We start from the raw sequence: 26,998 nt of genomic DNA on the forward strand, positions 1-26,998 counted from the left end.
CGATGCTGTTAGCCGCATCGCCATGTTGTCAGGGCTATTGTGATTAGCCCCTATGTCCATCTCAAATTGCCTGTTGAAGTCATTCATGGTTTTTTCGCTATCTTCTGTCTTGCCGCCAAGCACGTAGCCATGTCGAGCCCGGCGACAGCGCAAACATCGCGATCATTGGGGTGCGGAGCTTGATCCATGATGGAGGTCGGGTCGTTGAAGTTTGCAGGCTTGCCCAGTTCTTTCCTGAACCAGATCAGTCGCTGGTCGATTTGCATGGAAGCGTTTGTGGAATGAGCATCGATGTAGTTGTAGCGATCAAGTTCAAAAGCAAACATGTGATGCAGTTCGTGTGCGAAACCCAATGGCTCGCCACCAGACCAATTGGTGGCGACTTCCCAACGCGAAGGATCTACCTCAATCTCAAAAGTATCTGCATCCTTGGTTGTGACAAATGTGATATCGACGATGTAGCCTTTCGTGGAAGCTGCTTTCTCAATCGCGTCTTCCATTCCCTTGATCTGAGCTACATCCGCCGGAGTGCCTGTTCCGGTGGGGTGGAGGAAGATACTGGCCTTGATATGAATATCGGTTGCCGAACGTCGGTCAACGTAATAAGTACCGCCACCGAACTTCCCTTTGATGGGCGTCCATGCCGCTGCCCGTCTGGGGTCGCGACTGCCCTGTTCTTCGATGCCGGTGTTTTTGGCTGCAACAGGTTTTTCCAGCCGGGTTTGTTCCTGCGTCGCCGCAACCGCGGTGCTGCTCTTGGTTTCTACGGAAATGGTTGCTGGCGGTTTTGGTTTGCTGGTGAATAGCGCTTCGAGTGCTACGAGCAATTTGTAGCGTTCCCCGAGCAAACGTTTTTCTGATTCGACGATGATCTCTTCGGCCAGCTTTTTTGAGTTGGGATCAAGTGCCAGATAAGCCGGGTCTAGGCGAATTTTTCCTTTGGTTTCCTCGCAGGCTTCAGAGAGTCGCAAGTCACCCATGCCATCGCGCTGGATCTGCTCATCGTCGTCGCCTTGTTGCAGCACATGAGCAAGTTCGTGGGCAATCAGGTGCCGCCCCTGGTGCCCCTCCGGTTGGAGCTGGCCCTGACCAAACACGATGTGCTTCCCAACCGTGTAGGCACGGGCACTCACATCCTGCGCTGACTGTTCGGCGGCTTGCCCGGTATGCACGCGCACCGTCGAGAAATCATGAACGAAGCGTCGCTCCATGTCCTGCCTTAGCGCCGGTTCGAGCGGGTTGCCCGGACTGGAGAGGACGCGGTCGACGCTGGTGGGCGCTGGCCCTCCCTGTCCGGTGGTCTGCGCTGTAAAGCGCTGGATGCGAAGAGGGGCGCCGCTGGCTGCAGAAGGCGCCGACGAAGCCAACACTTGATCCGCAACCCGATCCGCTTCCTGTTCCAGCGGATCATTGCTGGCGCCGACGCTGAGCTTTTTCTGCAATTCTGGTTCATCGTCCGGTTTTTTCTTTTGCTCACCAAGCAGCTTGAGCTTGAACTGGTCGCCAAACGGCGATGACGGCTGAACGCCGAACGATGGCTTGGGCATGGTCAGCTGTAGCCCACCCTTGGGCTGGGGAGCGGCCAGCCATGGATATTTCTTGATGCTCCCTTCGATTTCCGGACCACCGGAGGACTTCAGTACGGCCTTTCTGATCGCATCCTGCTCGGCTTTTTGCTGCAGGTCTTCCGGCGAACCCGGCTGGTAAGTCATGCCGGCCCGGAACTTGGCGTTCTCGGCGGCCAGTCGGGCGGTTTCGGCGCGGTATTTCTCGCTGGCGCTGAGCGGTTTCCGGTCTCCGCTAGCCTTCGGGGCCTGCTCGGTAAATTTGAATGTAATCATCGCCTCGGTGGGCTTGTCGACTGGGCCTTTGTAGGTCAGTTGCACGCTGAGCCCCGGCGTCAATATGTCCAGCGGAATCTCGGGAATCTGTGCCGGCAACTCTTTGTGCGTGGCAGCCAATGCCGCAACTGCACCAGTTGCGGCAGCGCCGGTGACAATTTTCCCCGGCCACGTTGAAATAAAGTCCTTGCCGAGTGCTGTAGCCCCTTTGACTAGGGCATCCTGTTTTATCTTTTCCTGAATCTCCTTGCCCAGCGGAGTTTTCAGGAAAGCATCACCGAGTTTTTCGAGGCCTTCTTGGTATTTCTCCTGATTGGTTTTCTCCTTGGGTGCCTCCTGTCGCTGCAATAGCCCGGAAGCCGGACTTGAAACCAAAGGCGATGCGGGCAAGCCGTTGCCGATTACCTGATCCGCGACCCGGTCGGCTTCTCGTTCCTGCGGATCGTTACTAGCGCCAATGCGGCGCTTGGTCTGCAGGAGTTTTTTGCTTTTGCATTCCGCGCATTCACCGGTCAGCGATGAGGTCGGCGAACCACACACGCATTTTCGGCGCAGAACCAGGCTCGTGTGGCTTGAATTGCCTGAAGGATGTGACCTGGCGGCAAGTCTCTGCAAGGGGGCCGTGCTCATTTCGTTGTCTCCTTGCCAGAGCCAAGCGACAGGCCTGCTATGGCGCTATGAGCCACGGATTGCGGGCGCTGGTCCGGCGAAGTGACGCGAAGCACCGCGCGCTGCTCGGTTTGGTGTTTTGGCGGAACAACGGTGGAGGAAATGCTGGTCATCAGTTCGCGTTCCAGTGCCGCCACAAAGGCGCAGCGCTCGGCCGGGGTGTAGCCCGGCAGGCTTAGATGCTCGATATGGAGATGGATTTTTTTCATGTCCAGCCTCGCGTTTCGGCATCGGCCAGTGGCCGTTCGCGCTTTGAGGCTTCGGCGTGGGCGGCTTGCAGCAGGTGGCTCATGCTCACCGCTTCGCCGGCGTCGGCGGCGAGGAAGGCGGCGTTGAGGGCGATGTTGCGGATGCTGCCGCCGGTCATCGAGAGGCGGGAGAGTTTGTCGAGATCGAGGTTGCGGGTTGGCGTGGCGGCCGGGAAGGCGCGCTGCCAGAGGGCGAGGCGTTGCTCCTGGTCGGGGAAGGGGAATTGGACGACGAAGCGCAGGCGGCGCAGGAAGGCGGTATCGAGGCTCGACTTGAGGTTGGTGGTGAGCACGGCGAGGCCGTGATAGGCCTCCATGCGTTGCAGCAGGTAGCTGACCTCGATGTTGGCGTAGCGGTCGTGGCTGTCCTTGACCTCGGTGCGCTTGCCGAACAGGGCGTCGGCTTCGTCGAAGAGCAGGACAGCGCCGGAATTTTCAGCTTCGTCGAAAACCCGGCGCAGATTTTTCTCGGTTTCGCCGATGTATTTGCTGACCACGGCCGAGAGATCGATACGGTAAAGGTCGAGTTGCAGAGTGTGGGCCAGCACCTCGGCGGCGAGCGTCTTGCCGGTGCCGCTCTCGCCGGCAAACAGCGTGGCAAGGCCGAGCCCGCGGCTGCCTTTGGCGGCAAAGCCCCACTCTTCCTGGACCTTGAAGCGCTGACGCAGGTGGGCTGCGATCTGCCGCAGTATGGCAAGCTGGGCTTCCGGCAGGACCAGGCTGTCCCAGTCGGCCGTTGTCTCGAGGCGCTGGGCGAGATTGTCGAGTCCGCCGCGGCTTTCCTGACGGCAGCCATTCCACAATGGGCTTGGCTTTGTTTTACCGATGGCCGGCATGGCGAGGCTGGCCTGCAAGGTTTTTGCAATGTTCTGGACGGCCCGGCTGCCGAGGCGGAAATGGCTTGCGGCGCGGTCGAGTTCCGGGCCGGCATGGCGAGCGCCATTGGGGCCAAGGGCGTCGATCCACAGTTGCCGGCGATCGACTCCGGCCGGTTTATTGACCGGGAAGCGCTGGTTTTTCGTCAGGAGCGCCGGTGCGCTCGGGCAGGCCACCAGGCACAGGCCGCCGAACCGCTCGATCATGGCGCGGGCTGCCGCGCCGGCCGCAGAGACGGGATCGCTGATGACGACCAGCAAGGTGGTGCCCAGCAGCGTGGCTTCGCGTTGCCAGAGGGTGATCAGGGCGGCGCGTTCTTCGGCGGTGAGGGGAATGTCCTCGGCCTGAAGGACCAGACAGTTCAGGCCGAGCGCCTCGGCACTGCGCGTCGCGATGTCTTCCTGGGCGGCCGGGTCATCGCCTTCGAGGACGATGACTGGCCATTGGCCGGGGTCGGCTTCGCGCTCGGCATTGAGCGCCGCAATCGCCGCTTGCGTCGCCGCCGCGTGGCTGCCGGCTTGCCGGGGTAGGGCTATGGCGGGCCGGAGCAGGTGGGCGAGACGGACATCCTGTTCATTGATGCCGACGAGAAAGTGCAGCACGCGTTCGTCGATGCGCAGGCGACTGGCTGCCAGGCCGGCATGGTCGTCGACCTCAATGAGGCGCCAGCGGCGGAGCGGGCCTTGTGGCGTCAGGGCGCTCCAGTGCGGTGATTCGAGTGTCGCCAGGGCGAGGCTGAAGGTGACCCAGGGCCGCGTCGTGTCGCCCTGGGCAACTGCGCATGCGCGGGCGAGATCGGCATCCATTTCGGCGCCGGCGCAGAGCAGCAGGAGATCGCGCTCGAAAGCAGAGAGGCCGAAGGCGGTAGTCAGCCAGTCGATGGCGCTTTCAGTGTGAAGCAGCTTACGGGCGTCGGCGAGGGCTGAGCCCACCTCGGCTTTCGCATTTTGGGTGTTTTTTCCGGTTGACCGTGGAAGCATGCCTTTTAGCCGGGCGAATTCGGCGACCAGCAGTTGCTGGTTGGCGATGGTCCAGTCCTGGGCGAGCGGGGCGTTCATGGCAGGGTGATCCGGCGGTCGAGGTAGGCAACCGGGGTCGCCGTGCGGTCGATGATCGGGCTTTCAAAGCCGTCGACCCGCAGGCGCGCCAGATGCGTGCTGCCGGCCGGTGGTGGGGCGGCGATCTTGAAGGTCAACTGGCTGGCTGGGGCGGTGAACTGCTCGGCAATAATTTCGCGTTCGCCAAGGATCAAGGTGACCGATTGGCCGGGCCGCACCGGCGGGAGGACATCCAGTTTCACGGTAACCGTATCGGCGTTGCGGCCGGCGCTGGCCGGCGGTAGTATAGGCTGCGGAGCCAGCGCCAGCGGCAACTGGTTGGTGCGGCGGGCATGGCTTTCGTCGAGTCGTTGCACCGAGAGTTCGACACGATAGAGGCCAACCGGCAGGTCGTTCGGGACGATGAAGCCGACTTTGTCCGGCCCGCCGCCGGTGACCGCGATGCTGCGACTGATCTGGAAGGCGGCAAGGCTGAGTGTGACTTGGCGGTCGACGCCGTCGAGATGATGTCCTTCGAGCGTCACCTCGCCACCTGGAATGGCGACAGGCTGACGGCCGGCCGGAACAACGGCTTCGAGGGTCGGCAATGGCGGGGTCAGGCCACTGAAGGCGAGTACGCCGCGTTCGCGCTGCGATACCGGATCGGTTTCGCCGCGACTGAGCACCGGCAGCGGGCTGCGCGAGGCCTTGCGCGATTCGATGAGGACGACCGAGACCTGAAAGGCGGCGGTCGGCCGATAACGCGCCTGCAGTGCCGACCACAGGCGGGACATTTCTTCGCTGCCAAGGGCGGATGGGGTGATCTTGAGTAACTCGATCTGTTCGGCCAGATCGGCGCCGCGCAGGCTTTTATAGACCGTTGGCAGGATGGCGCCGTCGAGTACCGCCGGCGCCAATGCTCTACGAATGGCTGCTCTAGGCAATACGGGCGTTTCGTGGAGCAGTTGAAGGGCGTAGCCGAGCAGCACTTCGGCCTGCAGTTCGGCCCGACCGTAGGCGGTCAGCAGATAGTGAAGATCGAGGGCAAGCGGTGGATTGGTGATGCGATTGCCGGCAGCATCCAGCGAGGGTAGTGCGGCGTTGCGCCAGGCAACGTTTGGCGTGACCTGATGAAGAAACAGATTGAGTTGGGGTGAATCTTTGCTGTCGAGCGAAACCGTATCCGGGGCCATGCTGGTGACCAGGACGCCGGCACCCAGCGTGTCACTGATCGCTTGATCAATCATCCCGGAATCGAGCAGGTCCTTGATGACGGCCGTGACGCCGGCGATGGCCAGGGCGTTGCTCATGAGTGGCCTCCGTTGCGGCGTGCCAGGTAGTCGGAGAGCGAAAGCGGCGCCGGGCCGCGCGGGCGTGGTGGCTGGGCGGCGGGGGCCGGGCGGCTGGGCGGATTGACTTCGAGGCGGCCGATGGTGATGTGCACTTCGGGGGTGTTGTCGGGTTCCGGGGCGGGGCTCTGGCGTTCACGGCTGGCTGGCGGGCGGATCGTGCTGATTTCGGCAGGGCGCTGGTTGGCTTGGCGCGGCGTGACGATGGTGGGCGGCGCGGAAGCTTCCGGTGATTTTTCGGGAGGGGTTTGGTTGTCGCCGAGCAGTCGGGTGACCAGGGATTCGAGGTCCGTGAATGCTGGCCGGGGGTTTTCGGCTGGGCGGCGAGTTTCTGGCGCCGGTTCCGGGTGTCGCTGAATGGATTTCTGTTCAGCCGCGATCGGGCTGACGAGGATGGCAGGTGTCGGGGCCTGCCTGTTGTCCGTTATTTCGAACGGAGTATCGTCGGGCAACTGCTGAGCGGAAATGTGGGGCGGCTGGCTGGCGCTTGGCGTCGAGGTTTGCCTTTCGATGTGCGTGGCTGGCGCTGGATTCACGGCGACGATGGGCGCCGGCAGTGCGTTGTCCATCGCCTGCTCATTGCGTCGGGTATTGTGCACCGGCTCAAATCCAGGACGCTCGACGGCTAGCGTTGTTTCGTGACTGGCCGCTTCCACCATTGAAAAGTCGGCCGTCGGCGCGGCGTAGGGCAGTGCCGCCCGCGACTTGATCTGCGGGGCGAGGCCCAGGCTGCGGCTGGCAAGTTGATGGAGGAAGCCGCTCATGGTCGTCTCAGCCGATCATGTTCAGATAGGCGGCACGGCGGGCCGGGCTGAGGGCGAGAATCTCGGATTCACGCCAGCCATAGGCGCTGGCCAGCCGATGAACGGATTCGAGTAGCTGGTGGGCGCGGCTGCCGAGTTCATCCCAGAAGCAGGCGCCGATGTCGAGCACGGCGTTCCAGACGTGTCCGCAATCGGTGCAGCGCAGGCCGAGACGGATATCGGCAGCCGGGTCGAGCGCTTCCATGTGCGATTCAAGTTCGCCGATAAGCGCCGGCGAGGATTTCATTTTTGGGACTTTTTTCCGGTTGACCGTGGGAATGTCGGTCAAACCGCCTTCGTCCATCCGGCAACGATCAAGCAGCCAGGCGACCGCCGTTTCCGGATCCGGCGCGTCGAGAATCATCGCCTGATCACGACTGCTCGGCAGCCGCCATTGCCGGCCGTCGAGCGTGATGCGGGCGTTGGCGTCGGGCGCCGGAAGTCCGTCGAGCAGCGTTTTGCCATCAAGGCTGAACTCCATCAGCGCGGCGCAGGACGGACATGGCGCATAGCCATCCAGCGCGTTGCCGAAGGTGGCGTTGCGCAGGGCGAGCAGATTGACTTCGCGCCAGCCGACCGGGCGGTCGGCCAGTTTGTCGGGTGCTTCTTCCGGCATGGACAGGGCCAGCGCCAGCAGGGCGCGGTCAATCGGATGGCGTGTCTGTCCGGCGTCCCACAGGGCGAGAACTTGAGCGGCACTTAACGGGCACATGGCGTGGTTCCATTCGCGCTATCAGCCCGGCTCGACAAAGCTCGGTTCCGCCGGCTCGCTCACTTCATAGTCGCGTTCCCAGCCTTCGTTTTCGAGCTTGATGTGTTGAATCGCCACGGCGTTGGCATTGGCGTCGAGGTCTGGCAGCGCCTGGTATTCCGAGACCCAGCAGCGGAAGACCTTGTAGGCCAGCGCCAGTTGCCCGGCCTCATTATAGACCTCGATGATCAGGTCCTTGCGGAAGTCCTTGAGCGAGACTTCGCTGCCCAGGCCGGAGCCGAGGTTCCAGACCTTGTTCGCCCATTGCTCGAAATTGGTGTCGTGGGTGACGCCACGCTCCAGCGTGATGGCCTCGAACTTGGTGCGGCCGGGCGACTTGTGGCCGGTGGACGGACTGCCCCCTTCGCGGTGCTCGACGACTTCGGTCGTCCGCTTGAGCGATGAAACCTTGCTGATGCCGGCGACGTAGCGGCCATCCCATTTGACGCGGAATTTGAAGTTTTTGTAGGGATCGAAGCGCTGGGCATTGACGGTGAACTGGGCCATTTTCTATCTCCTCGTAATTCGCTTCAGAATCAGACCTGGATCTGTCCGGCCAGCTGCTGGATGCTGATGACCACGAATTCGGCCGGCTTGAGCGGGGCGAAGCCGACCAGAATGTTCACCACGCCGCGATTGATGTCGTCCTGCGTCGTCGTCTCACGGTCGCACTTGACGAGGTAGGCGTCGCGCGGCGAACTGCCCTGGAAAGCGCCCTGGCGGAACAGGCCGTTCATGAAGGCGCCGATGTTGAGGCGGATCTGCGCCCATAAAGGCTCGTCGTTCGGCTCGAAAACGACCCATTGCGTGCCGCGGTAGAGCGATTCCTCGATGTAGAGGGCGAGGCGGCGCACCGGCACGTACTTGTATTCGGACGCCATCTGGTCGGCGCCGCGCAGGGTGCGGGCGCCCCAGGCAATCGCGCCATAGACCGGGAAGGTGCGCAGGCAATTGACGCCGAGGGGATTGAGGCTGCCGTTTTCACCATCGGTCAGTGGCACGGCCATCGACTGCACGCCGGCCAGATTGGCGTCGGTACCGGCCGGCGCCTTCCAGACGCCGCGGTTGCCGTCGGTACGGGCGTAGAGGCCGGCCATCGTACCGCCGGGCGGCGTCAGGCGGGGCTTGCCGTTTTTCAGTGGGTCGGCAACATAGGTCCAGGGGAAATAGACGGCAGCGTGATCGGATTTCGGCAGCTCGGTGCCGGATGCTGCGGTGACCATGGTGGCGACGCTGTTGGCAGCCGGCGGTGCATCGACGATGAAGAAGGCGCGACGCTCCTCGCAATACGAGGCGGCGTCGGCCAGCACGCCGGGGTCGGTGATGCCGGGCATGACGAGGATGTTGAAGATGTCAGCGTCTTCCAGGGCATACAAGCCTTCGCGATTGGTTCGGCTGCCGATGAAGGCCGGATAGACATCGGCCGGCCCGTAAGGCGTTTCGGCGCCGCCGCCGAGGAAGGCATCGGTTGGCGGAGTGGCCAGTGTGGCCCCGGCCAGCAGATGCAGGCCGGCGGCGATGTCGTTGGCCGGCGCAGCGCTGACGGCGATGGCCGAACCGGCGCCGCGCGAACCGCTGGCCAGGACCAGTGCGGTGGCGCCTGCCGTGACGGTGAAATTGCTGTAGGCCGGATTACCGGGTTTCAGGGCGCGCACGGCAGCCTGCAGCCGGCTGGCCATGTCGCCCAGTTTGGCCGCGAGGTTGGCACCGGCCGCGGCTGCGCTGCCGAGATCGACGACATCCGGGCCATAGCCATCGAGGCTGATGCGCAGGCTGATATGGGTTGCGTCGGGCTGCGTATCGAGATCGGTGGCGGCGAAGGCGCCGCTGGTTAGCGTTGCCGGGTCGGGCAGTGGTGCCGGGCGAAGGCTGGCAACGGCATCGACCTCAATGCCACCATTGGCAACGCCCAGCTTGAGCGCACCGGCGGCATTGTTGCTGCTACCGGGCAGGGCGCGGATGGATGAAAACTCACCGCCAGTGCCCGACGTCATGACCAGCGTGCTGCCGCTGCGGGCGCAGGTGAATCCCGAGAGCGCAGCCTTGCCGCTGGCCTGAGCCTGAACCTTGGCCTGAATGGCGGCGGCCAGCGCGGTCAGGCGTGCGTTCGCGGTACCGCCAGCGATATCCGCCGGCAGCGTGATGCTGACGGTGACCGGCGGCAGGCCGTTGACCACGACGCGGAAATCGGTGTGGGTGGCATCGAGCAGCGTTTGGACATCGGCCAGCGTGTCGCTCGTCGAGGTGCCGGCGGCCAGGCCGTTGAGCGTCAATTGGGGTACGTCTCGGCTGATCTTGACCAGCTGCGACACGCCATTGACCAGATCGGGCAGGTAGCGCGCGTCGGCCGAGTTCATCGAGACATTCGGGTACTGCTCGGCCCGGCCGTCGCTGTTGCGGATAAAGCTGATGTTGAAGGTGCTGTCCGGGTAGGCAGTCGCAAAATCGGCGCGGATCTGTATGGCGTTGCCGGAAGCGCCGGCATCGAGCGCTGTTACGGTCAACACCGGAATTGGCGTCGAATTGAGTAGCGAACGGCTGGCCGGCGCCGCATCCTTGACGATGCGGACGATCCAGGCGTCGGTGCCGCCGTTGAGGAAGAACTGGCGTACGCCGTAGCTCATCTCCGAGTCTGCCGAGAGGCCGCCGAAGGCGCGCTCAAAATCGGCAAAGCTATAGATGCGGGTCGCCTTGTTGATCGGCCCTCGGGGCGCGGCGCCTAGGAAGGCGGCGACCGAGGTGGCAACGCCGGCAATGGTGCGGACGCCGCTGGAAACTTCCTGGATATAGACCCCGGGGGACGCAAGCTGTACGGGCATGACGGACTCCTTTCTGCGGAACGGCCAGCGGCCATTCCATTCAAGATCACATCGATACTTCTGCCGGCCCCGGAATCCATGTCGAACAATGATCGTCGACGGGCGTCCAGGTTACCACTGAGAAGACCCCTCAAGCCGGGGTCCGAAGGTGGGCTGGATGGATGATCCAGAACCACGTCAAGGTAGGCACCCTGAAAATTCTTATCGTGTCATCTGAGCGAAACGGTGAAAGCGTTACTTAAACGCCAATCAAAACAACCCGGTTGCCGCGAGTATCGCTGATTGCTACCGAGAAAGGACTGCAAGAACCAACGTGCTGCATGATGCGCAATTAGTTTCAAGATCCTGCCGCTTACGACTTTGAGTCTAGGCATGCCGGTTGGAAAACACAAGATAATTTTGTAGCGGAAACTTATTGCGGTTTGTCCAGCCCGTAACCCGGTCATCGGCGCGCTACAAACGCAGCGACAGCGCTACGAAGATCAGGCCGAACGTGATGCCGGCCAGCACATTGACCGCGACATGCTGACGGATTGCCACGGTGGCAGGCAATCGCCGTGCAATGCAGCTGGCTCGCGACAGCCAGGCAGTGAGTGGGGCGCATTGATGCAGTTCTGGATGTGCTGCAACCAGACTACCGAGAATGCCTTTGTCGCCCCATGCAGCGCTGGGCGGGGGTTTGAAGGCGCCCTCAAGGTGGGCCATCCTTTTCAGGACAGGCGTTTCCAGCTCACGTGGTACTTGTGCAGACGCTCGACGTCTTTGTCCAGCAGTTCGTCCAGGCGCAAAAGGTTCATGATGTCTTCGAGGTCGGCAATTGTTACCGCCTTGGCAATCGGGTTGGTCGCGGCACGTTCGATGAAGGCAACGTAGTCTTCGTCGTCTGTCAGCTTGGTGACGCAGTGGACGGCTTCGATGACGCTCTCCGGGATGCCCGCCTTGCCAAGCCGTTCGAAGGTCCAGCCCTCGTCGGCGTGGTCTTCGACTACATCGTGCAGCACGGCGGTCATCCGTGCTTCATCGTTGTCCATCCGCAGCATCATGCGCAGCGGATGCAGGATGTACGGTGCGCCGCCCTTGTCCGGCTTGTGGGTGGCATGGGCAGCGATCTTGACCGCCAGGGCCAGTGGATGAAGCGTCGAGCCAGCCTTCAGTTCTTCAAACCGGGCGAACAGGGCATCGAACTCGGCGAGGAGCGCCGGGGCTTCAAGAGCCAGGCTGCCATCGCGTAACCCGCAGGCGACGCCGTTGGCCCAGGCCGACTTGTGCGGGGCATGTTCGATCTGCAGGGACTTGCGCTCGTCCTTGGGCAGCGACTTGTCGTCGGGGCCGAGCGGGCTAGTGACAAGTCGACGATCCCGCAATTGCGCTCGCGAGAGGTCGGAGGCTGCCGGTGAGCCGGTGGTCCGGAGACAACCTGGACTGGCGCGGGTCCGCTCGTTGTGATCGTGATGGCGCCGCACGAGTTCGTCGAGGACAAGACGCTGGCCGGCATTCTGGCCGCCAAAGCGGCGTGGAGGGCCGGATGCTTGATTGCCCGTCGCCCGTTTGCTGGCCGCGAGTGCATCGGCAGTTTCCACCGGCACGGAAATTCGGCGATAATGCCTGTGGTATCGGCGGTGGCCCGGCTGCGACGCCACGCACGCCGCAGCCAGGGGCAATCAGGAGTCTACGTGAGCGACATCTTCATCTGCTACTCCAGAAGTGATCGCGTGCTTGCCGACCAGCTCGTGCAACGATTGCGCTCGGCTGGCTGGTCCGTTTTCCTCGACGTCCAGACACGTGTCGGCGAGCGCTGGCACAAGACGATCGAGCGGGAGATGCAGGCGGCGCGTACCTTCGTCGCGCTGTGGTCGAAGCGCTCAGTCGATAGCGACTACGTGCTCGAGGAAGCCGATTACGGCAAGCGCAAGGGCATCCTGTTGCCGGCCTTCATCGAGCGCGTCGACTTCCCCTACGGATTCAGCCGGATTCAGACCGCCGATCTCGTCGGCTGGGCCGGCGAGGCGGACCATCCCGGCCTGGCGCAGCTTGTCGACGGGCTGCGGCAACAGCTTGGGGAGCAGTTGGCGACCCCGTCACCGGGTTCATCTGCGCCGCCGTCGCCACCGCGTTCTGTTCCAGTGCCAGTGTTCGCGCCGGGCCAGACCTTCCGCGACCCGCTGCGGACAGGCGGCGAAGGCCCGCTGCTGGTGGTGATTCCCGCGGGGCGTTTCCTGATGGGCTCGCCCCCGGACGAACCGGAGCGTTCGGAGGACGGGGACCCGCAACACGAGGTCAGGATCGCACAGCCCTTCGCGATGGGGGTCCATGCGCTGACCTTTGCTGACTACGATCGTTATGCCGAGGCCAGCGGCGAGAAGAAGCCGGATGACAAAGGCTGGGGCCGTGGCCGCCGGCCGGTGATCAACGTCTCGTGGGAGGACGCGCGGGATTATTGCCAGTGGCTCGGCGAACAGACCGGCAACGTTTACCGTTTGCCGAGCGAAGCGGAATGGGAATATGCCTGCCGCGCGGGGACGACGACGCCGTTCCACTTCGGCAGCCGGATGACCAGCGATCAGGCCAACTTTGATGGAAATTACACCTACAACGGCTCGGCGCAAGGCGAGTATCGAGAGAAGACACTGCCGGTGGGCTCGTTTCCGCCCAACGCTTTCGGTCTTTACGACATGCACGGCAACGTCTGGGAGTGGTGCCAGGATCCATGGCATGGGGACTACCAGGGAGCGCCGACCGACGGTTCAGTCTGGGAAACAGGCGGCTCATCGTCCCGCGTGCTGCGCGGCGGGGCGTGGAGCTACTTCCCGAGGTTCTGTCGCGCGGCCTCCCGCTTCGTCGGCAGTCCGGTCGGCCGCAGCTACGACTTCGGCTTCCGGGTGTGTCGTGGTGCCCCCAGCGAACCGCTGCCCGCGGCGGCGCCGAACACTGTATCGCCGAAGCGCTGAGCACTGTGCGCCGCGCAGCGGCGCCAGAATTTTTTTGCCTTGGCCTGCGGGTGGGTCCATACTTCACGCGCAGGCTTCGGCCTGCGGGGCTGCCTGAAACGTGTCCCGCGTGCTGCGCGGCGGGGCGTGGAACAACAACCCGAGGAACTGTCGCGCGGCCAACCGCAACGACAACAATCCGGACAACCGCAACAACAACATCGGCTTCCGGGTGTGTCGTGGTGCCCACATCGTGATCAACCCCGGAGAGCGTCGGAGACCATTCTGGCGCTGCCGGAAATGCCGGCCGACCACGGTTTGCCGGACGAGGCCGGGGAGCGATCGATGGCGCAGGTGAGTCCCGTCCGCACGCGGCGGCATTGCGTCGGGCGCATAGCAAGACCGGGCGCCACCTGGATTCGCTCCCGTGGCGCCCACCCTTTTCAGGGAGTGCTTTGCCTGATCCAGCCGCCGAGCAGTCGGCCGATTTCCGCGACCAGGGTGCTGACGTGCGCGTACTGACTGTCGTTGAGCCAGCACCAGCGATGCGCCAGGCGCAGGTAGAGACGCAGGCGATTGAGCGCCGCATCGGCGTCCTGCAGCGCCGTCTGCCGGCGGGCGCCACGCGCACTCTGGGCGACGAAGACGGCTTCCTGGCAGTCGAGCGCGGCAGCCATCAGGCGCAAGGTCACGGTCTGGCGGTACACGCGCGGAAAGCGTTCCGCCTTGGGCAGCAACCAGGTCAACAGATCGAACAGCCGCGTCAGCAATACGAGTTCTTCCGCCATCGCCATCTCCTCCAGTCATAGTCCCGCCTTCGCCGCACTGTGCGCCTGGCCGCACTTGCTGCAGGCGTTTCAGCGCGCGGCCAGCGGCAAGCGCCGGCGACCGGCCGTCGCCGGGTTCGAGTTCCAGATGGCCGATCGTCTGCTCTGCCTGCGCGACGAACTGCTTGGCGGCGAGTATGCGCCCGGCCCCTACACGCATTTTTTCATCCATGAGCCGAAGCGGCGCAAGATCAGCGCCGCGACGTTTCGCGACCGGGTCGTGCACCACGCGCTGTGCGCGATCATCGAGCCGCGCTTCGAACGCGTCTTCATTCCCGACAGCTACGCCAACCGGATCGGCAAGGGCAGTCACCGCGCCATCGACCGCCTGCAGCAGTTTGCCCGCCGCCAGCGTTACGTGCTGCGCGCCGACCTGCGCCAGCATTTCGCGTCGATCGACCATGCGCATCTGCTCGCCAGCCTGCGCACACAGATCCCCGAATCGGACATCATGCGTCTGATCGAGCGCATTCTCGACAGCGGTCGCGAGGTGTTGCGCGACCAGTACGACATGGTCTGGTTCCCCGGCTACGATCTGCTCGCCGCCTGCCGGCCGCGCGGCCTGCCGATCGGCAATCTGACCTCGCAGTTCTGGTCGAACTGCTACCTCCACCCGTTCGATCTGTTCGTCAAGCGCGAACTCGGCTGCCGCGACTACCTGCGCTATGTCGACGATTTCGCTCTGTTCGCCGACAGCAAGGCGACACTGTGGACGTGGAAGGAGGCGATCGAGGCGCGGCTGGGGTCGCGGCTGCGGCAGACGATCCACGAAAGCAGCGCGCAGGTGACGCCGACGGCGAGCGGCATCCCCTGGCTGGGGTTCGTCGTCTTTCCCGATTATCGCCAGGTGAAGGCGCGCAAGGTGCGCCATGCGACGCGCCGCCTGGCTGAGCGCTACGCCGCCCACCAGGCGGGCGCGCTGCCCTTTGTCGCCTTCGATGCCGGCGTCCGCGGCTGAATCGCCCATGTGCGCCACGCCGATTCGTGGGGTTTGCGCCGACACCTGCTGACGCCCTTGTTGTTGCAGCCGGGAGATGTGCCGCGGCGCCGGGGCGGTGGCGGTTGACCGGCTGCGGTGAACGCAAGCAGCGGCGATAAATTTTCAGGCGCCGCTGCGCGGCGCCCAGTGCTCAGCGCGACAGCGCAACAGTGTCCAGCGGCGCCGCGGGCAGCGCTTCAATGGAGGCACCACGACACACCCGGAAGCCGACGTCGTTACCTCTGTAGCTGGGCTCACCGCCGCCGCCGCGGCGTTCCGGACGACATAGATCTGGTGGGCTACCCCAAGACCCACCACGCAATACCGGATGAACATTTTTTCTATCCGGGTATTGCCCGGCGCTTGGAAATCGTTCAGGCACCGTTCCCAAACATTCCCGACGAGGTCCATGATCGGCCATGGATCGGGCGCCGCGAGCGGATACACGCCGACGGCCGTCGTCCGGCCGATACCGCTTTCGTAGCTGTTGGCGCGACTTGCAAGCCATTCGCCGGACCACGGATATTCCCGTTCCTCGGTGCCGGCCTGGGCGACCCACTGCCATTCCCATTCGGTCGGCAAGCGGACGACCTCAGGTCCGGTCAGCCCGAGCTTTTCGCTCAGCCAGCGGCAGAAAGCGATCGCGTCGTACCACGAGACGTTGATCGCCGGATAATTGGCGAACCCCCAGCGGGCCACGCCGGGTTGGTCTTCCCACTTGAGGTCATGCCACCAGCGGGGATTGCGGTAGCCATCGGCGGCGTCCCGGAAAACGGCATACTGCTGCCAAGTGACCGAGTATTTGGCGATGCTGAAAGGGTGGACCGCAAAGGTCTCGTGCTGGTCGCTTTCCAGTATGACTTTGCCCCCTGGAATGTCGACCCAGACAATGTCGGGCAGCCCTGCCGTATCAAGGCCGACCCCGCGGCGCGGATCGCCCATCTGGTTGAGGCGCAGGCCGATTTCCTCGCGGCGATGCTGCGGGGTGGTGTCGGACTCCAGTTCGGCGAGCAGGCGCAGCGGTTCGGGCGCGAGGAAGCTCTTCAGTGGTTCGCGTAGCCCGCCTTCGAGGCTGCGCCAGGCGTCGATGCCGGCGTCGGCGAAATCGGGGTCGGGTGGCACTGACCGGTGGGGAGCGAGCGCGAGAAGTGCTTCCAAGGCGGGCTTCTGGCGTTCCCAGGTCCAGCCCAGAAGGTCGCTGCGGCGAACTGCTGCGAGCTGGCCGGATGACGCCTCTTGCTGTCGAGCCTTCTGCCATTCGCCGGCCGCCTGCTCGGCCTGGCGACGCAGCGCCAGCTTGTCGCCATACTGCTGGCACCAGGCGTGCAGGCGCGGCCAGTGGCTCAGCAGCGTCTCGTGCGCTAGCTCGATGTGGCGTTCGTCGGGGTCGACGAGAAATCCCTGCGCGCGCAGCGCGTCGACCAGCGTGCTGACCTCGGGGTCGCTGCGCAAGGGCACGACTTCGGCGGTGCGCCGGGTCGGCAACTCGTCGATCACCGTCGCCAGCTCGGCGAACAGGCGCTCGCCGGCACGGGCCAGCGCCGGATCGCTGGCGATCGCCTCGTCGATATCCCTGGCGGCGGTCTCGACCACCTTCCGCAGTCCGCCCATGTGCCGGTAGCCGGCGAGGGTCAGGCCTTTCTCAGGGTCGCGCCGCTCGAACAACTGCGCCAGCGCCAGCGCGAGCAGTGGCAGCGCGCCACCCATTTCCTGCGCCGCCGGCAGCAGCTCGGCAAGCAGGTCGGGCTGTACCGCGACACCGCTTTGCTCGGCCGGGCGGACGATGATTTCGCGCAGGCGGTCTTCTCCCTTGATGGGGTCGAGGGCGAACAGGGAACGGGTGAACAACTCGCCGCCCAGCCAGTCCAGCAGCCGGGGCATGAACTCGCGGCGCAGCGTCAGCACGAGGTAGACCGCCTCGTTGCGCCGCAGCGGCTCGATCAATGCCTGGAAGCGGGCGGCTATGGCCGGCGGCGTCTGGGTAAACAACTCCTCGAACTGGTCGGCGAAGAGCAGGATCGGCGCCGGCAGCTTGCCGAGGCTATCGGCCAGCGCCTTGGCCGGGTCGGCGGCGAGCAGTTGCCGGAGGCGCTCAGCGCGCGGCTTGCCGAGCGGCAGGCGCTCTTCGGGCAGGGTGGCGTCGAGCGTTGCGGCGAGCTGGGCGAAGGGATCGGCCTGCGGCTTAAAGCGCAGGTAGGTGAGAAGCGGGTGCTTTTTCTTCAGCGCCGGCTCGACGCCGGCGGCGACCAGCGACGACTTGCCGGTTCCCGAACCGCCGACGACGCTGACGAAGCGTGTCTGTTCGAGACGCTCGACGACGGACTCGCTGTCCGCCTGGCGGCCGAAAAAGAAGTCACATCCCTCGGGCTTGAAGGCGGCGAGCCCGGGGTAGGGGTTGGCGATCTCCGGCCGGGGCGGTGGAGCGGCTGCCGGTGAGGACGGCGTCGCCGGTTGGGGCGCCGCCAGCGGCGGTAGGCGCCGCAGCGCTCCGAGCACCGGCGCCGGTGTCGCGGGCTGGTCGGTCAGCAGTCGAAAGAGCGCTTCGTAGTCGTCGTCGAGGCGGAAGTTTTTGTAGTCGCGTAGCGGCAACGGGATGTGGCGCGGGTCACCGGCCGGCGGCAGCACCGGGACGAAGCGCTTGTTGCTGAATTTCTGGTCGTAGAGCGCCTGCGTGATGTGCTGCGATTCCCAGCGCACGCCACGACCGCTGTCGGCCGGCGCGTTGCCGTCGAAGCGCTTGTTGTATTCCTCGGTGCACACGACCAATACCCAGTCGGCCTGTTCGATCTGCTCGTTCATCCAGGGACGCCAGCCTTTTTCGAGCCAGGTCTGGAATTGGTCGATGACGGCTTCGACACCATCGTTGCACAGCCCCCTGGCGAGTGCCAGAACCCAGGCGGAATGGGCGTCGGATTCCTGGGAGTAGCTGATGAAAACGTGCGGTGGGTGGTCGATCATGGGGTGGTTGGGGAGCAGGCCGGAGGGTAAATGAATTGTAGGGCGTATCGCCTTGCCCCGAGAAGACGAATGGGTAGCGCCGCCGGGACCGGCCAGCGGGGCAAGTGCATCGGGCGGTGCTGCGGTTTCGCCGGCCTGACGGCAATTCTGCTTCAGCCGGCAACCCGTTTAGCGGTGGGCCAGATGACGCAGCGACAGCGCCGCGAAGGCCAGGCCGACCGCGATGCCAGCCAGCACGTCGACCGCGACATGCTGGCGTATCGCCATGGTCGACCAGACGATTGCCGCGCAATGCAACCAGTTGGCGACGGCCAGCCAGCGCGGGGCGTTGATGCTGTTCAGGATGTGCTGCAGCCAGACGGCCGAGAACACGGCAGTCGCCACATGCAGCGAGGGGCAGGCATTGCCCGAAAGATCGATGCCCTTGATCATGGCGAGGCCGGGATGGGCGGCCCAATCCACGCTATCCTGCGGAATCGTCGTCGGCCACAGCCAGAACACGACCAGGCAGAACAGGCACAAGGCGCCGATCCACAGTCCGTAGCCGAGCAACTGGCGGCGATCAGGCAGAAATGCCGGCGCCAGGGACACGTAGACCCAGAGCGAGGCGTAGGCTCCAAAGGCGGCCGGCGTGAAGGGAATCCACTCGTCGATGATCGTCAGTGGCATCACCGTCGGCGGCGCCAGCGGGTGACGCATCACGCCGAAGTAGCCGGCGAAGAACAGGAGCATGAAGCCCATCGTGCCGAACGTCTTGAGCGCGCGCAACCTGGAGGCGCGAAGCGCTGCCTGCCGGTACCAGGGAGCTGCCGGGCCATGCTCGACGGGAAGTGGACTGACTGAAGAAATGCTCAAACCATCTCCGCAAGAAGGTTGCCGGCGTCCTCCGTGGCCCGCGCCAAGCGGCGCGGGGAAGGTCGGACAGGCATTTTGACCTATAATTCCACCCATCATGGATTCCCTGACCATTATTCGCGAGTTTCTCGACAGCCGCCTGGAAATTGCTCCGGAGAGGGTCCTTCCCGAAGCGAAACTTGACGATCTCGATGTCGACTCGCTGATGCTGGCCGAGATCGTGTTCGAATTCGAGGATCGCTTCAATCTGACTCTGCGCAGGGGTATCAAGAGTCCGCGCACGGTCGGCGAGTTGGTTGCGCTCATGGACCGGCTACGCGGCGAGCAGGGCTGAGAAGATGACCCGGCGGCGAGTTGCGGTGACCGGCCTGGGCTTGGTCAGCCCCTATGGCGGCGATACTGTTGACTTCTTTACCCGTCTGCTGGCCGGGGAATCGGCGATCGGTTTCCTGCGTACCGACGACGTTCCCCGCCCGCTGGCCATGCCTTTCGTCAGTTGTACCGGCTTCTCCGCCGATGCTACGCTCGGTCGCGCGCTGGCGGGAACACTCGACCGCTTCGCCCAGCTTGGCGTCGCCGCAGCCTTCGCCGCGTGGGACGATGCCGGCTTCCCGCGCAAGGACGCGGCTCCGGATCGGGAAAGCTGGGGGGTGGCGTGGGGCACTGCGCTCGGCGGCACGCTCGCTTACGAGAAGGGTTACCGGGATCTCTGGCAACGAGGCCGCGAGCGCCTGTCACCGCTCTCGCTGATCCATGGCCTGAACAACGCGGCGAATGCTCATATTTCGATCCAGCTTGGGCTGGGAGGCGTCAGCATGACCCATACCGTCGCCTGCGCCTCTTCCGCCATCGCCATCGGCGAGGCCTTTCGCCGCGTGCGAAGCGGCGAGGCGCCGGTCATGGTGAGCGGCGGCTCGGATGCGCCGCAGGCCTACGCCGTGGCCCGGGCCTGGGAGGCCTTTCACGTCCTCGCCAGCGGCGACGAATTTACCGCGCCGCAGTCCTGCCGCCCGTTCAGCGTTGACCGCGGCGGTCTTGTCCTCGGCGAGGGCGGGGCAGCGCTGGTGCTCGAGGACTGGGACCATGCCGTCGCTCGCGGCGCCCGCATCCACGGCGAGATGCTCGGTTACGGCACGACCTGCGACCATAGCCACCTGGTGCGCCCGGTGGCGGCCGGGCAGGTCCGGGCGCTGCACGCCGCGCTGGCCGATGCCGGCCTGGCCCCTGGTGACATCGACTACGTTAACGCCCACGGCACGGCGACTGCTGAAGGCGATCCGGTGGAGGTGGCGGCGCTACGCACGGTATTCGGCGAACGCGCGGCGCGGCTGCCGGTCAGCGCGACCAAGTCGATGCACGGTCACCAGCTCGGCGCCGCCGGAGCTGTCGAGGCGATCGTCACCGTGCTCGCCCTGCGCGAGCAGGCGTTGCCGCCGACGGCCCATCTCGCTGACCTCGACCCCGCCTGTGCCGGTGTCGGCCACGTCCTCACCGCCCGCCGTGGCCAGAACCTGCGGGCGGCCCTGTCCAACACATTCGCCTTTGGCGGCAGCAACGCGGTGCTCGCTTTCCGCGCTGTTGCCTGATCGAATCACGGAACAACTGCCATGACCCAAGAAATTTCCCCGGAAACCGTCGAAAACCTGCTCCCGGAGGTCGCCGAGATGATCGTCGAGGCCCTCAATCTGGAAATGACGTCGGCCGAGATCGAGCCCGACGCGCCGCTGTTCGGCGAGGGACTCGGTCTCGACTCGATCGACGTCCTGGAAATCGCGCTGGTCATTTCCAAGCGCTACGGCTTCCAGTTGCGCTCGGACAACGAGGACAACGTCCGCATCTTTTCCTCGCTGCGCACCCTGGCTTCACACATCGCCGCCCAGCGCAGCAAATGACCCTGACTCCGGCCAACCTGCTGCGTGCCCTCGCGCTGTTCGCCCTGGCGGCGGCATGGGCCTGGCTGGCGCATCAGGGCAGCGCCGGGGAGGGTAATCCGGATTTTGCCGCCGCGCTGGCTGCCTTGCCGGTCGTCGCCATCGTCGTCATGCTGCTGTGGCGCGTCCGTAACCCGCTATGGATCGCCGGCGGCGGTCTCGCCGTGCTCGGCCTGCTTGCCTGGCTGTGGCCGGCGCTGCGCCACAACGTCGCGTTGCTCTATTACATCCAGCACCTCGGCACCAACCTGGCGCTTGCCATTCTGTTCGGACGCAGCCTGTTCGGCCCGCGCGAAGCCCTGGTCACACAGTTCTCGCGGAAGGCGCATGGCGGCGTCATCTCCGCCGCCAAGGCAGATTACACGCGCCAGGTGACGATCGCCTGGAGCATTTTCTTCATCACCACAGCGCTGCTGTCGACCGCGCTGTTCTGGCTGGCCCCGCCGGCCGTCTGGTCGGTCTTTGCCAATCTGCTGACGCTGCCGCTGATCGGGCTAATGTTCGCCGTCGAGTACTGCTTCCGCTGGTGCGTTCTGTCGCCGGCAGACCGTTCCACTATTGCCGACACCATTCGCGGCTACCGGGCGGCGATGCGCCAGCGCCACGCCGACAATCTGGCCAGGCGCCCATGAACGCGGTGCCGCTGCTCGGGCACGCCAGCCTCGACGATGTTCTTGCCTGGCGGCCGTCGGGTCCGGTCCGCGTGCGCGAATTCCTCGCCGACGCGGCGTCGCTGGCGGCACAACTGCCGGCCGGTCGCAACTTCCTCAACCTCTGCCACGACCGCTACCGCTTCACCGTGGGGCTGGCGGCCGGGCTGATCAGCGGGCGGACCAGTCTGCAACCTGCCGCGCAATCAGCGGATACGCTGCGTCAGGTGCGGGCCGCTTGCCCCGACGTCTTCTGCCTGTGCGATGGTGATTTCGACAGCGGCGATCTGCCGCGCTTCGACTTTCCGGAGCTTATTGCGGTCGACCCGGAAAAAGTGGTCAAAATCCCCGAGATTCCCGCCGCCCGCATCGCCGCCCGCCTGTTCACCTCGGGCTCGACGGGCCTGCCGCTGCCGCACGACAAGACCTGGGGCGGCCTGGCGAGGAACGGACGGGCTGGCGCCAGGCGGCTGGGAATGGTCGCCCGCCCGCACGCGATCGTCGCCACCGTACCGGCCCAGCACAGCTACGGCTTTGAATCGACAGTGCTGCTCGCGCTGCACGGAAACTGCCCCTTCTGGACGGGCAAGCCGTTCTACCCGCAGGACATCATCACTGCCCTCGACGCGGTCCCGCGGCCGCGGATGCTGGTGACCACGCCCTTTCATCTCGCTGCCCTGCTGGCGGCGGGCCTCGACCTGCCGGCCGTCGACCTGTTGCTCTCGGCCACCGCACCGCTCTCCGCGCAGTTGGCCGCCGAGGCCGAGAGGCGCTTCGCCGCGCCGCTGCACGAGATCTACGGCTGCACCGAAGCCGGCCAGATCGCCAGCCGGCGCACGACCGCCGATCAGGCCTGGCGCTTGCTGGCCGATGTCCGGCTGGAGCAGGATGGTGAGCGGACGACGGCTTTTGGCGGCCATGTCGAGGGCCGCGTGGTGTTGTCCGACAGCATCGAGATCCTTGGCGACGGGCGTTTCCTGTTGCATGGCCGCCATGCCGACCTCGTCAACATCGCCGGCAAGCGCTCTTCGCTCGCTTACCTGAACCACCAGATCGCCGCGCTGCCGGGCGTGGCCGATGCCGTCTTCTTCCTGCCCGACGACGAAACGACCGATGGCATCGGCCGCCTGTGCGCCCTCGTCGTCGCGCCCGGGGTCGCGCGCCGGCAACTGCTGGCGGCGCTGCGCGAACGTATCGATCCGGCTTTCTTGCCGCGGCCGCTGATCCTGGTCGACGCCTTGCCGCGCGACGCGACCGGCAAATTGCCGCGCGAGCGGCTGCTCGGGCTGTATGCCAGCCACAAGTCCGATGCAGTCCGCTGAGTTTGCCTGGATCGTGCCGCCGGACCATCCGGCGCTGAGCGGACACTTTCCTGGCCGTCCGATCGTGCCTGGCGTCGTCCTCATCGACCGCGCCATCCTGTTCGCCGAACACCTCCACGGTCGCGCCGACATTCGCTGGCAGATTGCCAGCGCCAAGTTCTTCAGCCCGGCCGGGCCGGGTGAAGCGCTCTTGTTCACGCTCGAGGTCAGGGGCAACGGCGCGATTGCCTTCGGCGTACATGCCGGCGGACGCGCCGTCGCTTCCGGCCGCCTGACGCCGACCACCCCATGAACGGCCACCAGGCGGCGACCGTCGACTGGCGGCGCCAGCAGGAGAAGAGTCATCTGCTGATCCTGAAGCTGATGGTCTGGATTTCGCTGACTTTCGGTCGCCGGATCGGGCGCGTCGTCCTCTACGGAATCGCCGCCTATTACGTGCTGTTCACCGCCGCCGCCCGGCGCGCCAGCCGCGCCTACCTTGGGCGCGCTCTCGGGCGCTGGGCCGAATGGTCGGATGGCTTCCGCCATGTCCTGAGCTTTGCCAGCACCATCCACGACCGCATCTACCTGCTTAACGACCGTTTCGACCTCTTCGACATCGAGGTGGTCGGCGCCGGGGCGCTGCTTGCCTCGCTTGAGAGGCAGCCCGGCGCGCTGCTGATCGGCGCCCATCTCGGCAGCTTCGAGGTGCTGCGCGCCGTCGGCCGGGGCAGGGCGGGGCTCAAGGTGGCGATGCTGATGTACGAGGAGAACGCGCGCAAGATCAACGCGACGCTGGCGGCGATCAACCCGGCGGCGACCGAGGACATCATTGCGCTCGGGCGCATGGACTCGATGCTGCAGGCCCGCGACAAACTGGATCAGGGCTACGTGGTCGGCATGCTGGCCGACCGCGGTCTGGGTGGCGATGCCACGGTCGACTGCGAATTTCTCGGTGAAATGGCTCCGTTTCCGGTCGGGCCATGGCGCATGGCGGCGATGTTGCGGCGGCCGGTGTTTTTCATGACCGGGCTCTACCTCGGTGGCAACCGCTACCGGATACACTTCGAGCCGCTGGCCGATTTCTCCGCGACGCCGCGCGCCGATGTCGCCGCCGCGATCGGCGCGGCGCAGCGGGACTACGCCGGGCGTCTGGGGCGCTACTGCCGGCTGGCGCCCTACAACTGGTTCAATTTCTTCGATTTCTGGCGGAAGGACCGATGAGACGATTTTTCTGCTCCCTGCTGCTGGCCTTGCTGACCATGCCGGCGCTTGCCGCCTTCGATGTCGGCGAACTGATGGGCGAGCTTGCCAGACATCGGGGCGGCCGGGCGAAATTCGTCGAGAAGAAGACCATCTCACTGCTCGACAAGCCGCTGGTGTCCACCGGCGAAATGAGCTACAGCGCCCCTGGCCGCCTCGAAAAGCGCACGCTGACGCCGAAGCCGGAGACCCTGGTGCTTGACGGCGAGGTGCTGAGCATCGAGCGTGACAAGCAGAAACTGACCATCGATCTTGCCAGTCAGCCGGAGGCGCTTGCGTTTATCGACAGCATACGCGGGACGCTGACCGGCAACCGCGCGGCCCTGGAAAGGAATTATCTGCTGCACCTGGCCGGCACTCCCGAAAAGTGGACACTGACCCTGCTGCCGAGCGAACAGAAGATGGCGGCGCTCGTTCAGCGCATCACGGTCAGCGGCAGCCGGGGCCGGGTGCGCAGCATCGAGTATCTGCAGGCCGACGGCGATCGTTCGCTGTTGACCATCGAACCGATCGAGTCGCGGTGACCGGAGTCGCGCGGCGCTCCCTCCTGATCTGGCTGCTGGCGATGCTGGCCGGCGTGGCGATCGTCTGGAACAGCCGCTTCGTCGCCGACATGTCATTCTTCCTGCCGGCCCACCCGAGCGCCGGGCAGCAGGTGCTGGTCGACCAGATCAGGACGGGCGCCGTTTCCCGCCTGCTGATGCTCGCCGTCGCCGGTGGCGATGCGCGCCAGCGCGCCGGCCTGTCGCGCGACCTGCGGCGCCGGCTGGCCGCCATGCCCGAGTTCGTTTCGGTCCAGAACGGCGAAGCCGGCAACATCGATATCGACCGTGACTTCCTGATCCGTCATCGCTACCTGCTCAGTCCGGCGGTGAGCCCGGAACGGTTTACGGTCGACGGCTTGCGTGCCGCCATCGCCAACAGCATCGACCTCCTGGCGTCGCCGGCCGGACTGATGCTGAAGCCGTTGCTGGCGCGCGATCCGACCGGGGAATTGGTCGAATTGCTGGGCAGCCTGAATGCCGGCGCCCAGCCGCGCAGCGTTGAAGGGGTCTGGGGCTCACGCGATGGCGAGCGGGCAATGCTGCTGGTCCAGACCCGGGCGCTCGGCTCCGATACCGATGGCCAGGAAGCGGCGATCGCCGCCATCCGCAGGGAGTTTGCCGCCGCCGCCGGGGCAGCGGGCGTTCACGACGCCAGGCTGCAACTCTCCGGCCCCGGTCTCTTCGCGGTCAATTCGCGCGAGACGATCAGGAGTGACGTGACGCGCCTGTCGCTGATCAGCACGTTCGCCATCGTTGCTGTCCTGTTGTTCGTCTATCGCTCGCCGCGGCTGTTGCTGCTCGGCCTGCTGCCGGTCGCTTCCGGTGCGCTGGCTGGTATCGTGGCCGTCAGCCTGGCCTACGGCATGGTGTTCGGCATCACCATCGGCTTCGGTTCGGCCCTGATCGGCGAGGCAGTCGATTACTCGATCTATTTCTTCGTGCAGTCCGGCCGCATCGGTGTCGCTGGCTGGCGCGAACGCTTCTGGCCGACGATCCGCCTCGGCGTGCTGACCTCCGTGTGCGGCTTCGGCGCGCTGGTCTTTTCGGGTTTCCCGGGACTCTCCCAGCTCGGCTTGTATTCCCTGAGCGGTGTGCTGACCGCCGCGCTGGTTACCCGCTTCGTCCTGCCGCAGCTCGCCGGGAACCGGACCCCGGCGCGCGATCTGGCTGGCCTTGGCAGATCCGCGGCACGCGGCATCGACGCCCTGCGCGTCGGGCGCTGGCCGCTGCTGTTCCTCGCCGCGCTCGCCGCCGTACACCTGTTTACGCACCGCGACGTCATGTGGCATTCGAGCATTTCGGCCCTGAGTTCGGTCAGTGCCGGCGAGTCGGCGGCTGACCAGGCCTTGCGCACCGACATCGCGGCCCCGGATTCGCGCTACATGGTCGTCGTCAGTGGCGCCGATCTGGATGGCGCGCTCGTGGCTGCCGAAAGGGCCGGGGAGAGGCTCGACCGCCTGGTCGCCAGCGGTGTCATCGGCGGCTACGACAGTCCGGCGCGTTTTCTGCCCAGCCTGGCGACCCAGAGGGCGCGTTGCGCCAGCCTGCCCGAGGCGGCGGAACTGCGTGCCCGCCTGCAGACGGCACAGGCCGGGTCGCCACTGGCGGCCGGCAAGCTCGGCGCCTTCATCGACGATGTCGCCAGCGCCAGGGAACGGTGCGCGCTGAGCCGCGAGTCGTTGGCCGGCACCAGTCTGGCGCTCGCTGTCGACGCGCTGTTGCTGCAGCGCGCCGAAGGCTGGAGCGCTCTGCTGCCGCTGCATCCGCCGGTTGGCGATAAACGCCCGGACATCGCCGGTGCGCCGGTGCGCGCCGCGCTGGCCGGGAGCGGCGCGCTGTTCATCGACATGAAAGGCGAACTCGACAAACTCTACAATGATTACCTGCACGAAGCGATGCTGCTCTCCCTGGCCGGATTCGCCGCCATCGTCGCCCTGCTGGCCGTCACCCTGCGCTCGGCGAAGCGGCTTGCCGGCGTTCTGCTGCCGCTACTGCTGGCGGTCGTCCTGGTGATTGCGGGCCTGAGCGTCGGCGAACAACGGCTCCATCTGTTGCACCTGATCGGTATGCTGCTGATCGTCGCCGTCGGCTCCAATTACGCGCTGTTCTTCGACCGCGCCAAGGTTCGCGGCGCGATCGAACCGGAAACGCTGGCGTCGATGCTGATCGCCAACCTGACGACGGCCATCGGCTTCGGCACCCTGGCGCTCTCCAAGGTCCCGGTGCTGCATGCGATCGGCGTCACCGTCGGACCGGGAGCGCTTCTCGCCCTGCTGCTGGCGGCCATTTTCGTTCCCCGGCCGGCGCCGCGATGAAGCCTGCCGCGCGGACAGGACGGTATACTCGCGCGGCCCGCAATCTGGCGGCTC

General features: G+C 65.3%; 25 protein-coding genes. 12 read left to right on the forward strand and 13 right to left on the reverse strand.

What is annotated here, in order from left to right; genetic code table 11:
• Positions 1 to 83: 83 nt before the first annotated feature.
• The 10 genes from IPP03_21650 to IPP03_21695 all read right to left on the reverse strand — a co-directional run bounded on the left by IPP03_21650 (position 84) and on the right by IPP03_21695 (position 11,520).
• Entirely contained in the window at positions 84 to 2,471 is a 2,388-nt protein-coding gene (locus tag IPP03_21650) for a DUF4157 domain-containing protein (GenBank protein MBL0355109.1), read from the reverse strand.
• Positions 2,468 to 2,719 carry a hypothetical protein gene (locus IPP03_21655; protein MBL0355110.1) on the reverse strand — a complete coding sequence of 84 codons (252 nt, stop codon included), beginning with the start codon at positions 2,717 to 2,719 and terminating at the stop codon, positions 2,468 to 2,470. The genes IPP03_21650 and IPP03_21655 overlap by 4 nt, the downstream gene beginning before the upstream one ends.
• Positions 2,716 to 4,692 carry an ATP-binding protein gene (locus IPP03_21660; protein ID MBL0355111.1) on the reverse strand — a complete coding sequence of 659 codons (1,977 nt, stop codon included), beginning with the start codon at positions 4,690 to 4,692 and terminating at the stop codon, positions 2,716 to 2,718. The genes IPP03_21655 and IPP03_21660 overlap by 4 nt, the downstream gene beginning before the upstream one ends.
• A complete protein-coding gene (locus IPP03_21665; protein ID MBL0355112.1) occupies positions 4,689 to 5,981 on the reverse strand; it encodes a DUF4255 domain-containing protein in 1,293 nt (430 codons plus the stop codon). The genes IPP03_21660 and IPP03_21665 overlap by 4 nt, the downstream gene beginning before the upstream one ends.
• Positions 5,978 to 6,784 (reverse strand): hypothetical protein, encoded by an 807-nt coding sequence (locus tag IPP03_21670; protein ID MBL0355113.1) that lies wholly within the window; start codon positions 6,782 to 6,784, stop codon positions 5,978 to 5,980. The genes IPP03_21665 and IPP03_21670 overlap by 4 nt, the downstream gene beginning before the upstream one ends.
• 7 nt (positions 6,785 to 6,791) lie before the next feature.
• A complete protein-coding gene (locus IPP03_21675) occupies positions 6,792 to 7,535 on the reverse strand; it encodes a hypothetical protein (protein ID MBL0355114.1) in 744 nt (247 codons plus the stop codon).
• A 21-nt stretch (positions 7,536 to 7,556) separates the two neighbouring features.
• Positions 7,557 to 8,081: a phage tail protein gene (locus tag IPP03_21680; GenBank protein MBL0355115.1), complete on the reverse strand. Its 525-nt coding sequence runs from the start codon at positions 8,079 to 8,081 to the stop codon at positions 7,557 to 7,559.
• Between the two features lie 29 nt (positions 8,082 to 8,110).
• Positions 8,111 to 10,393, reverse strand: coding sequence for a phage tail sheath subtilisin-like domain-containing protein (locus IPP03_21685; GenBank protein MBL0355116.1), 2,283 nt, complete (start codon positions 10,391 to 10,393; stop codon positions 8,111 to 8,113).
• A 453-nt stretch (positions 10,394 to 10,846) separates the two neighbouring features.
• Positions 10,847 to 11,098: a hypothetical protein gene (locus IPP03_21690; protein ID MBL0355117.1), complete on the reverse strand. Its 252-nt coding sequence runs from the start codon at positions 11,096 to 11,098 to the stop codon at positions 10,847 to 10,849.
• A gap of 5 nt (positions 11,099 to 11,103) precedes the next feature.
• The gene (locus IPP03_21695) at positions 11,104 to 11,520 is read right to left on the reverse strand and encodes a GTP pyrophosphokinase (GenBank protein MBL0355118.1); all 417 of its coding nucleotides are present in this window, start codon (positions 11,518 to 11,520) and stop codon (positions 11,104 to 11,106) included.
• Positions 11,521 to 11,994: 474 nt separating this feature from the next.
• On the opposite strand from IPP03_21695, the gene IPP03_21700 reads away from it, so the two are divergent.
• Together IPP03_21700 and IPP03_21705 are read left to right on the forward strand one after the other, a co-directional pair.
• Positions 11,995 to 13,341 carry an SUMF1/EgtB/PvdO family nonheme iron enzyme gene (locus IPP03_21700; protein MBL0355119.1) on the forward strand — a complete coding sequence of 449 codons (1,347 nt, stop codon included), beginning with the start codon at positions 11,995 to 11,997 and terminating at the stop codon, positions 13,339 to 13,341.
• 100 nt (positions 13,342 to 13,441) lie between these two features.
• Positions 13,442 to 13,678, forward strand: coding sequence for an SUMF1/EgtB/PvdO family nonheme iron enzyme (locus IPP03_21705; GenBank protein MBL0355120.1), 237 nt, complete (start codon positions 13,442 to 13,444; stop codon positions 13,676 to 13,678).
• Between the two features lie 85 nt (positions 13,679 to 13,763).
• On the opposite strand, the gene IPP03_21710 is transcribed toward IPP03_21705, so the two are convergent.
• Positions 13,764 to 14,108, reverse strand: a complete 345-nt coding sequence (locus IPP03_21710) for a four helix bundle protein (protein ID MBL0355121.1) — start codon at positions 14,106 to 14,108, stop codon at positions 13,764 to 13,766.
• A 55-nt stretch (positions 14,109 to 14,163) separates the two neighbouring features.
• Between IPP03_21710 and IPP03_21715 the strand changes: the two genes are divergently transcribed.
• Complete coding sequence (locus IPP03_21715; GenBank protein ID MBL0355122.1) at positions 14,164 to 15,105, forward strand: group II intron reverse transcriptase domain-containing protein; 942 nt, start codon at positions 14,164 to 14,166, stop codon at positions 15,103 to 15,105.
• A gap of 144 nt (positions 15,106 to 15,249) precedes the next feature.
• Here IPP03_21715 and IPP03_21720 read toward each other — a convergent pair whose 3' ends face one another.
• Together IPP03_21720 and IPP03_21725 are read right to left on the reverse strand one after the other, a co-directional pair.
• Positions 15,250 to 18,084, reverse strand: a complete 2,835-nt coding sequence (locus IPP03_21720) for an SUMF1/EgtB/PvdO family nonheme iron enzyme (protein ID MBL0355123.1) — start codon at positions 18,082 to 18,084, stop codon at positions 15,250 to 15,252.
• Between the two features lie 168 nt (positions 18,085 to 18,252).
• On the reverse strand, positions 18,253 to 18,816 hold the full coding sequence (locus IPP03_21725) for a phosphatase PAP2 family protein (GenBank protein ID MBL0355124.1): 564 nt from the start codon (positions 18,814 to 18,816) through the stop codon (positions 18,253 to 18,255).
• 220 nt (positions 18,817 to 19,036) lie between these two features.
• Here IPP03_21725 and IPP03_21730 point away from each other — a divergent pair, with 220 nt between their 5' ends.
• From IPP03_21730 to IPP03_21770, 9 genes are read left to right on the forward strand one after another with little or no spacing between them, the layout of a single operon-like run.
• Positions 19,037 to 19,273 carry an acyl carrier protein gene (locus IPP03_21730; GenBank protein MBL0355125.1) on the forward strand — a complete coding sequence of 79 codons (237 nt, stop codon included), beginning with the start codon at positions 19,037 to 19,039 and terminating at the stop codon, positions 19,271 to 19,273.
• Positions 19,274 to 19,277: 4 nt separating this feature from the next.
• Positions 19,278 to 20,525: a beta-ketoacyl-[acyl-carrier-protein] synthase family protein gene (locus IPP03_21735; GenBank protein ID MBL0355126.1), complete on the forward strand. Its 1,248-nt coding sequence runs from the start codon at positions 19,278 to 19,280 to the stop codon at positions 20,523 to 20,525.
• Positions 20,526 to 20,546: 21 nt separating this feature from the next.
• Positions 20,547 to 20,831: an acyl carrier protein gene (locus tag IPP03_21740; GenBank protein MBL0355127.1), complete on the forward strand. Its 285-nt coding sequence runs from the start codon at positions 20,547 to 20,549 to the stop codon at positions 20,829 to 20,831.
• Entirely contained in the window at positions 20,828 to 21,502 is a 675-nt protein-coding gene (locus IPP03_21745) for a hypothetical protein (GenBank protein ID MBL0355128.1), read from the forward strand. Before IPP03_21740 ends, IPP03_21745 begins: the two co-directional genes overlap by 4 nt.
• Positions 21,499 to 22,842, forward strand: coding sequence for an acyl-CoA synthetase (locus IPP03_21750; GenBank protein MBL0355129.1), 1,344 nt, complete (start codon positions 21,499 to 21,501; stop codon positions 22,840 to 22,842). The genes IPP03_21745 and IPP03_21750 overlap by 4 nt, the downstream gene beginning before the upstream one ends.
• Complete coding sequence (locus IPP03_21755; GenBank protein ID MBL0355130.1) at positions 22,829 to 23,134, forward strand: hypothetical protein; 306 nt, start codon at positions 22,829 to 22,831, stop codon at positions 23,132 to 23,134. Before IPP03_21750 ends, IPP03_21755 begins: the two co-directional genes overlap by 14 nt.
• Positions 23,131 to 24,045, forward strand: a complete 915-nt coding sequence (locus IPP03_21760; protein MBL0355131.1) for an acyl-CoA synthetase — start codon at positions 23,131 to 23,133, stop codon at positions 24,043 to 24,045. The genes IPP03_21755 and IPP03_21760 overlap by 4 nt, the downstream gene beginning before the upstream one ends.
• Positions 24,042 to 24,608 carry an outer membrane lipoprotein carrier protein LolA gene (locus IPP03_21765; protein ID MBL0355132.1) on the forward strand — a complete coding sequence of 189 codons (567 nt, stop codon included), beginning with the start codon at positions 24,042 to 24,044 and terminating at the stop codon, positions 24,606 to 24,608. Before IPP03_21760 ends, IPP03_21765 begins: the two co-directional genes overlap by 4 nt.
• 41 nt (positions 24,609 to 24,649) lie before the next feature.
• Positions 24,650 to 26,944, forward strand: coding sequence for an MMPL family transporter (locus IPP03_21770; protein MBL0355133.1), 2,295 nt, complete (start codon positions 24,650 to 24,652; stop codon positions 26,942 to 26,944).
• Positions 26,945 to 26,998: the final 54 nt, after the last annotated feature.

It is taken from the genome of Candidatus Dechloromonas phosphoritropha, assembly GCA_016722705.1.
GTDB classification, from domain to species: Bacteria; Pseudomonadota; Gammaproteobacteria; order Burkholderiales; family Rhodocyclaceae; genus Azonexus; species Azonexus phosphoritrophus.

Bases quoted from the DNA above. Each gene is read 5' to 3' on its own strand.
- IPP03_21650 (MBL0355109.1), bottom strand. From the start codon at position 2,471: ATGAGCACGGCCCCCTTGCAGAGACTTGCCGCCAGGTCACATCCTTCA.
- IPP03_21655 (MBL0355110.1), bottom strand. From the start codon at position 2,719: ATGAAAAAAATCCATCTCCATATCGAGCATCTAAGCCTGCCGGGCTAC.
- IPP03_21660 (MBL0355111.1), bottom strand. From the start codon at position 4,692: ATGAACGCCCCGCTCGCCCAGGACTGGACCATCGCCAACCAGCAACTG.
- IPP03_21665 (MBL0355112.1), bottom strand. From the start codon at position 5,981: ATGAGCAACGCCCTGGCCATCGCCGGCGTCACGGCCGTCATCAAGGAC.
- IPP03_21670 (MBL0355113.1), bottom strand. From the start codon at position 6,784: ATGAGCGGCTTCCTCCATCAACTTGCCAGCCGCAGCCTGGGCCTCGCC.
- IPP03_21675 (MBL0355114.1), bottom strand. From the start codon at position 7,535: ATGTGCCCGTTAAGTGCCGCTCAAGTTCTCGCCCTGTGGGACGCCGGA.
- IPP03_21680 (MBL0355115.1), bottom strand. From the start codon at position 8,081: ATGGCCCAGTTCACCGTCAATGCCCAGCGCTTCGATCCCTACAAAAAC.
- IPP03_21685 (MBL0355116.1), bottom strand. From the start codon at position 10,393: ATGCCCGTACAGCTTGCGTCCCCCGGGGTCTATATCCAGGAAGTTTCC.
- IPP03_21690 (MBL0355117.1), bottom strand. From the start codon at position 11,098: ATGGCCCACCTTGAGGGCGCCTTCAAACCCCCGCCCAGCGCTGCATGG.
- IPP03_21700 (MBL0355119.1), top strand. From the start codon at position 11,995: ATGCCTGTGGTATCGGCGGTGGCCCGGCTGCGACGCCACGCACGCCGC.
- IPP03_21710 (MBL0355121.1), bottom strand. From the start codon at position 14,108: ATGGCGGAAGAACTCGTATTGCTGACGCGGCTGTTCGATCTGTTGACC.
- IPP03_21720 (MBL0355123.1), bottom strand. From the start codon at position 18,084: ATGATCGACCACCCACCGCACGTTTTCATCAGCTACTCCCAGGAATCC.
- IPP03_21725 (MBL0355124.1), bottom strand. From the start codon at position 18,816: ATGCTCCTGTTCTTCGCCGGCTACTTCGGCGTGATGCGTCACCCGCTG.
- IPP03_21730 (MBL0355125.1), top strand. From the start codon at position 19,037: ATGGATTCCCTGACCATTATTCGCGAGTTTCTCGACAGCCGCCTGGAA.
- IPP03_21735 (MBL0355126.1), top strand. From the start codon at position 19,278: ATGACCCGGCGGCGAGTTGCGGTGACCGGCCTGGGCTTGGTCAGCCCC.
- IPP03_21740 (MBL0355127.1), top strand. From the start codon at position 20,547: ATGACCCAAGAAATTTCCCCGGAAACCGTCGAAAACCTGCTCCCGGAG.
- IPP03_21745 (MBL0355128.1), top strand. From the start codon at position 20,828: ATGACCCTGACTCCGGCCAACCTGCTGCGTGCCCTCGCGCTGTTCGCC.
- IPP03_21750 (MBL0355129.1), top strand. From the start codon at position 21,499: ATGAACGCGGTGCCGCTGCTCGGGCACGCCAGCCTCGACGATGTTCTT.
- IPP03_21755 (MBL0355130.1), top strand. From the start codon at position 22,829: ATGCAGTCCGCTGAGTTTGCCTGGATCGTGCCGCCGGACCATCCGGCG.
- IPP03_21760 (MBL0355131.1), top strand. From the start codon at position 23,131: ATGAACGGCCACCAGGCGGCGACCGTCGACTGGCGGCGCCAGCAGGAG.
- IPP03_21765 (MBL0355132.1), top strand. From the start codon at position 24,042: ATGAGACGATTTTTCTGCTCCCTGCTGCTGGCCTTGCTGACCATGCCG.
- IPP03_21770 (MBL0355133.1), top strand. From the start codon at position 24,650: ATGCTGGCCGGCGTGGCGATCGTCTGGAACAGCCGCTTCGTCGCCGAC.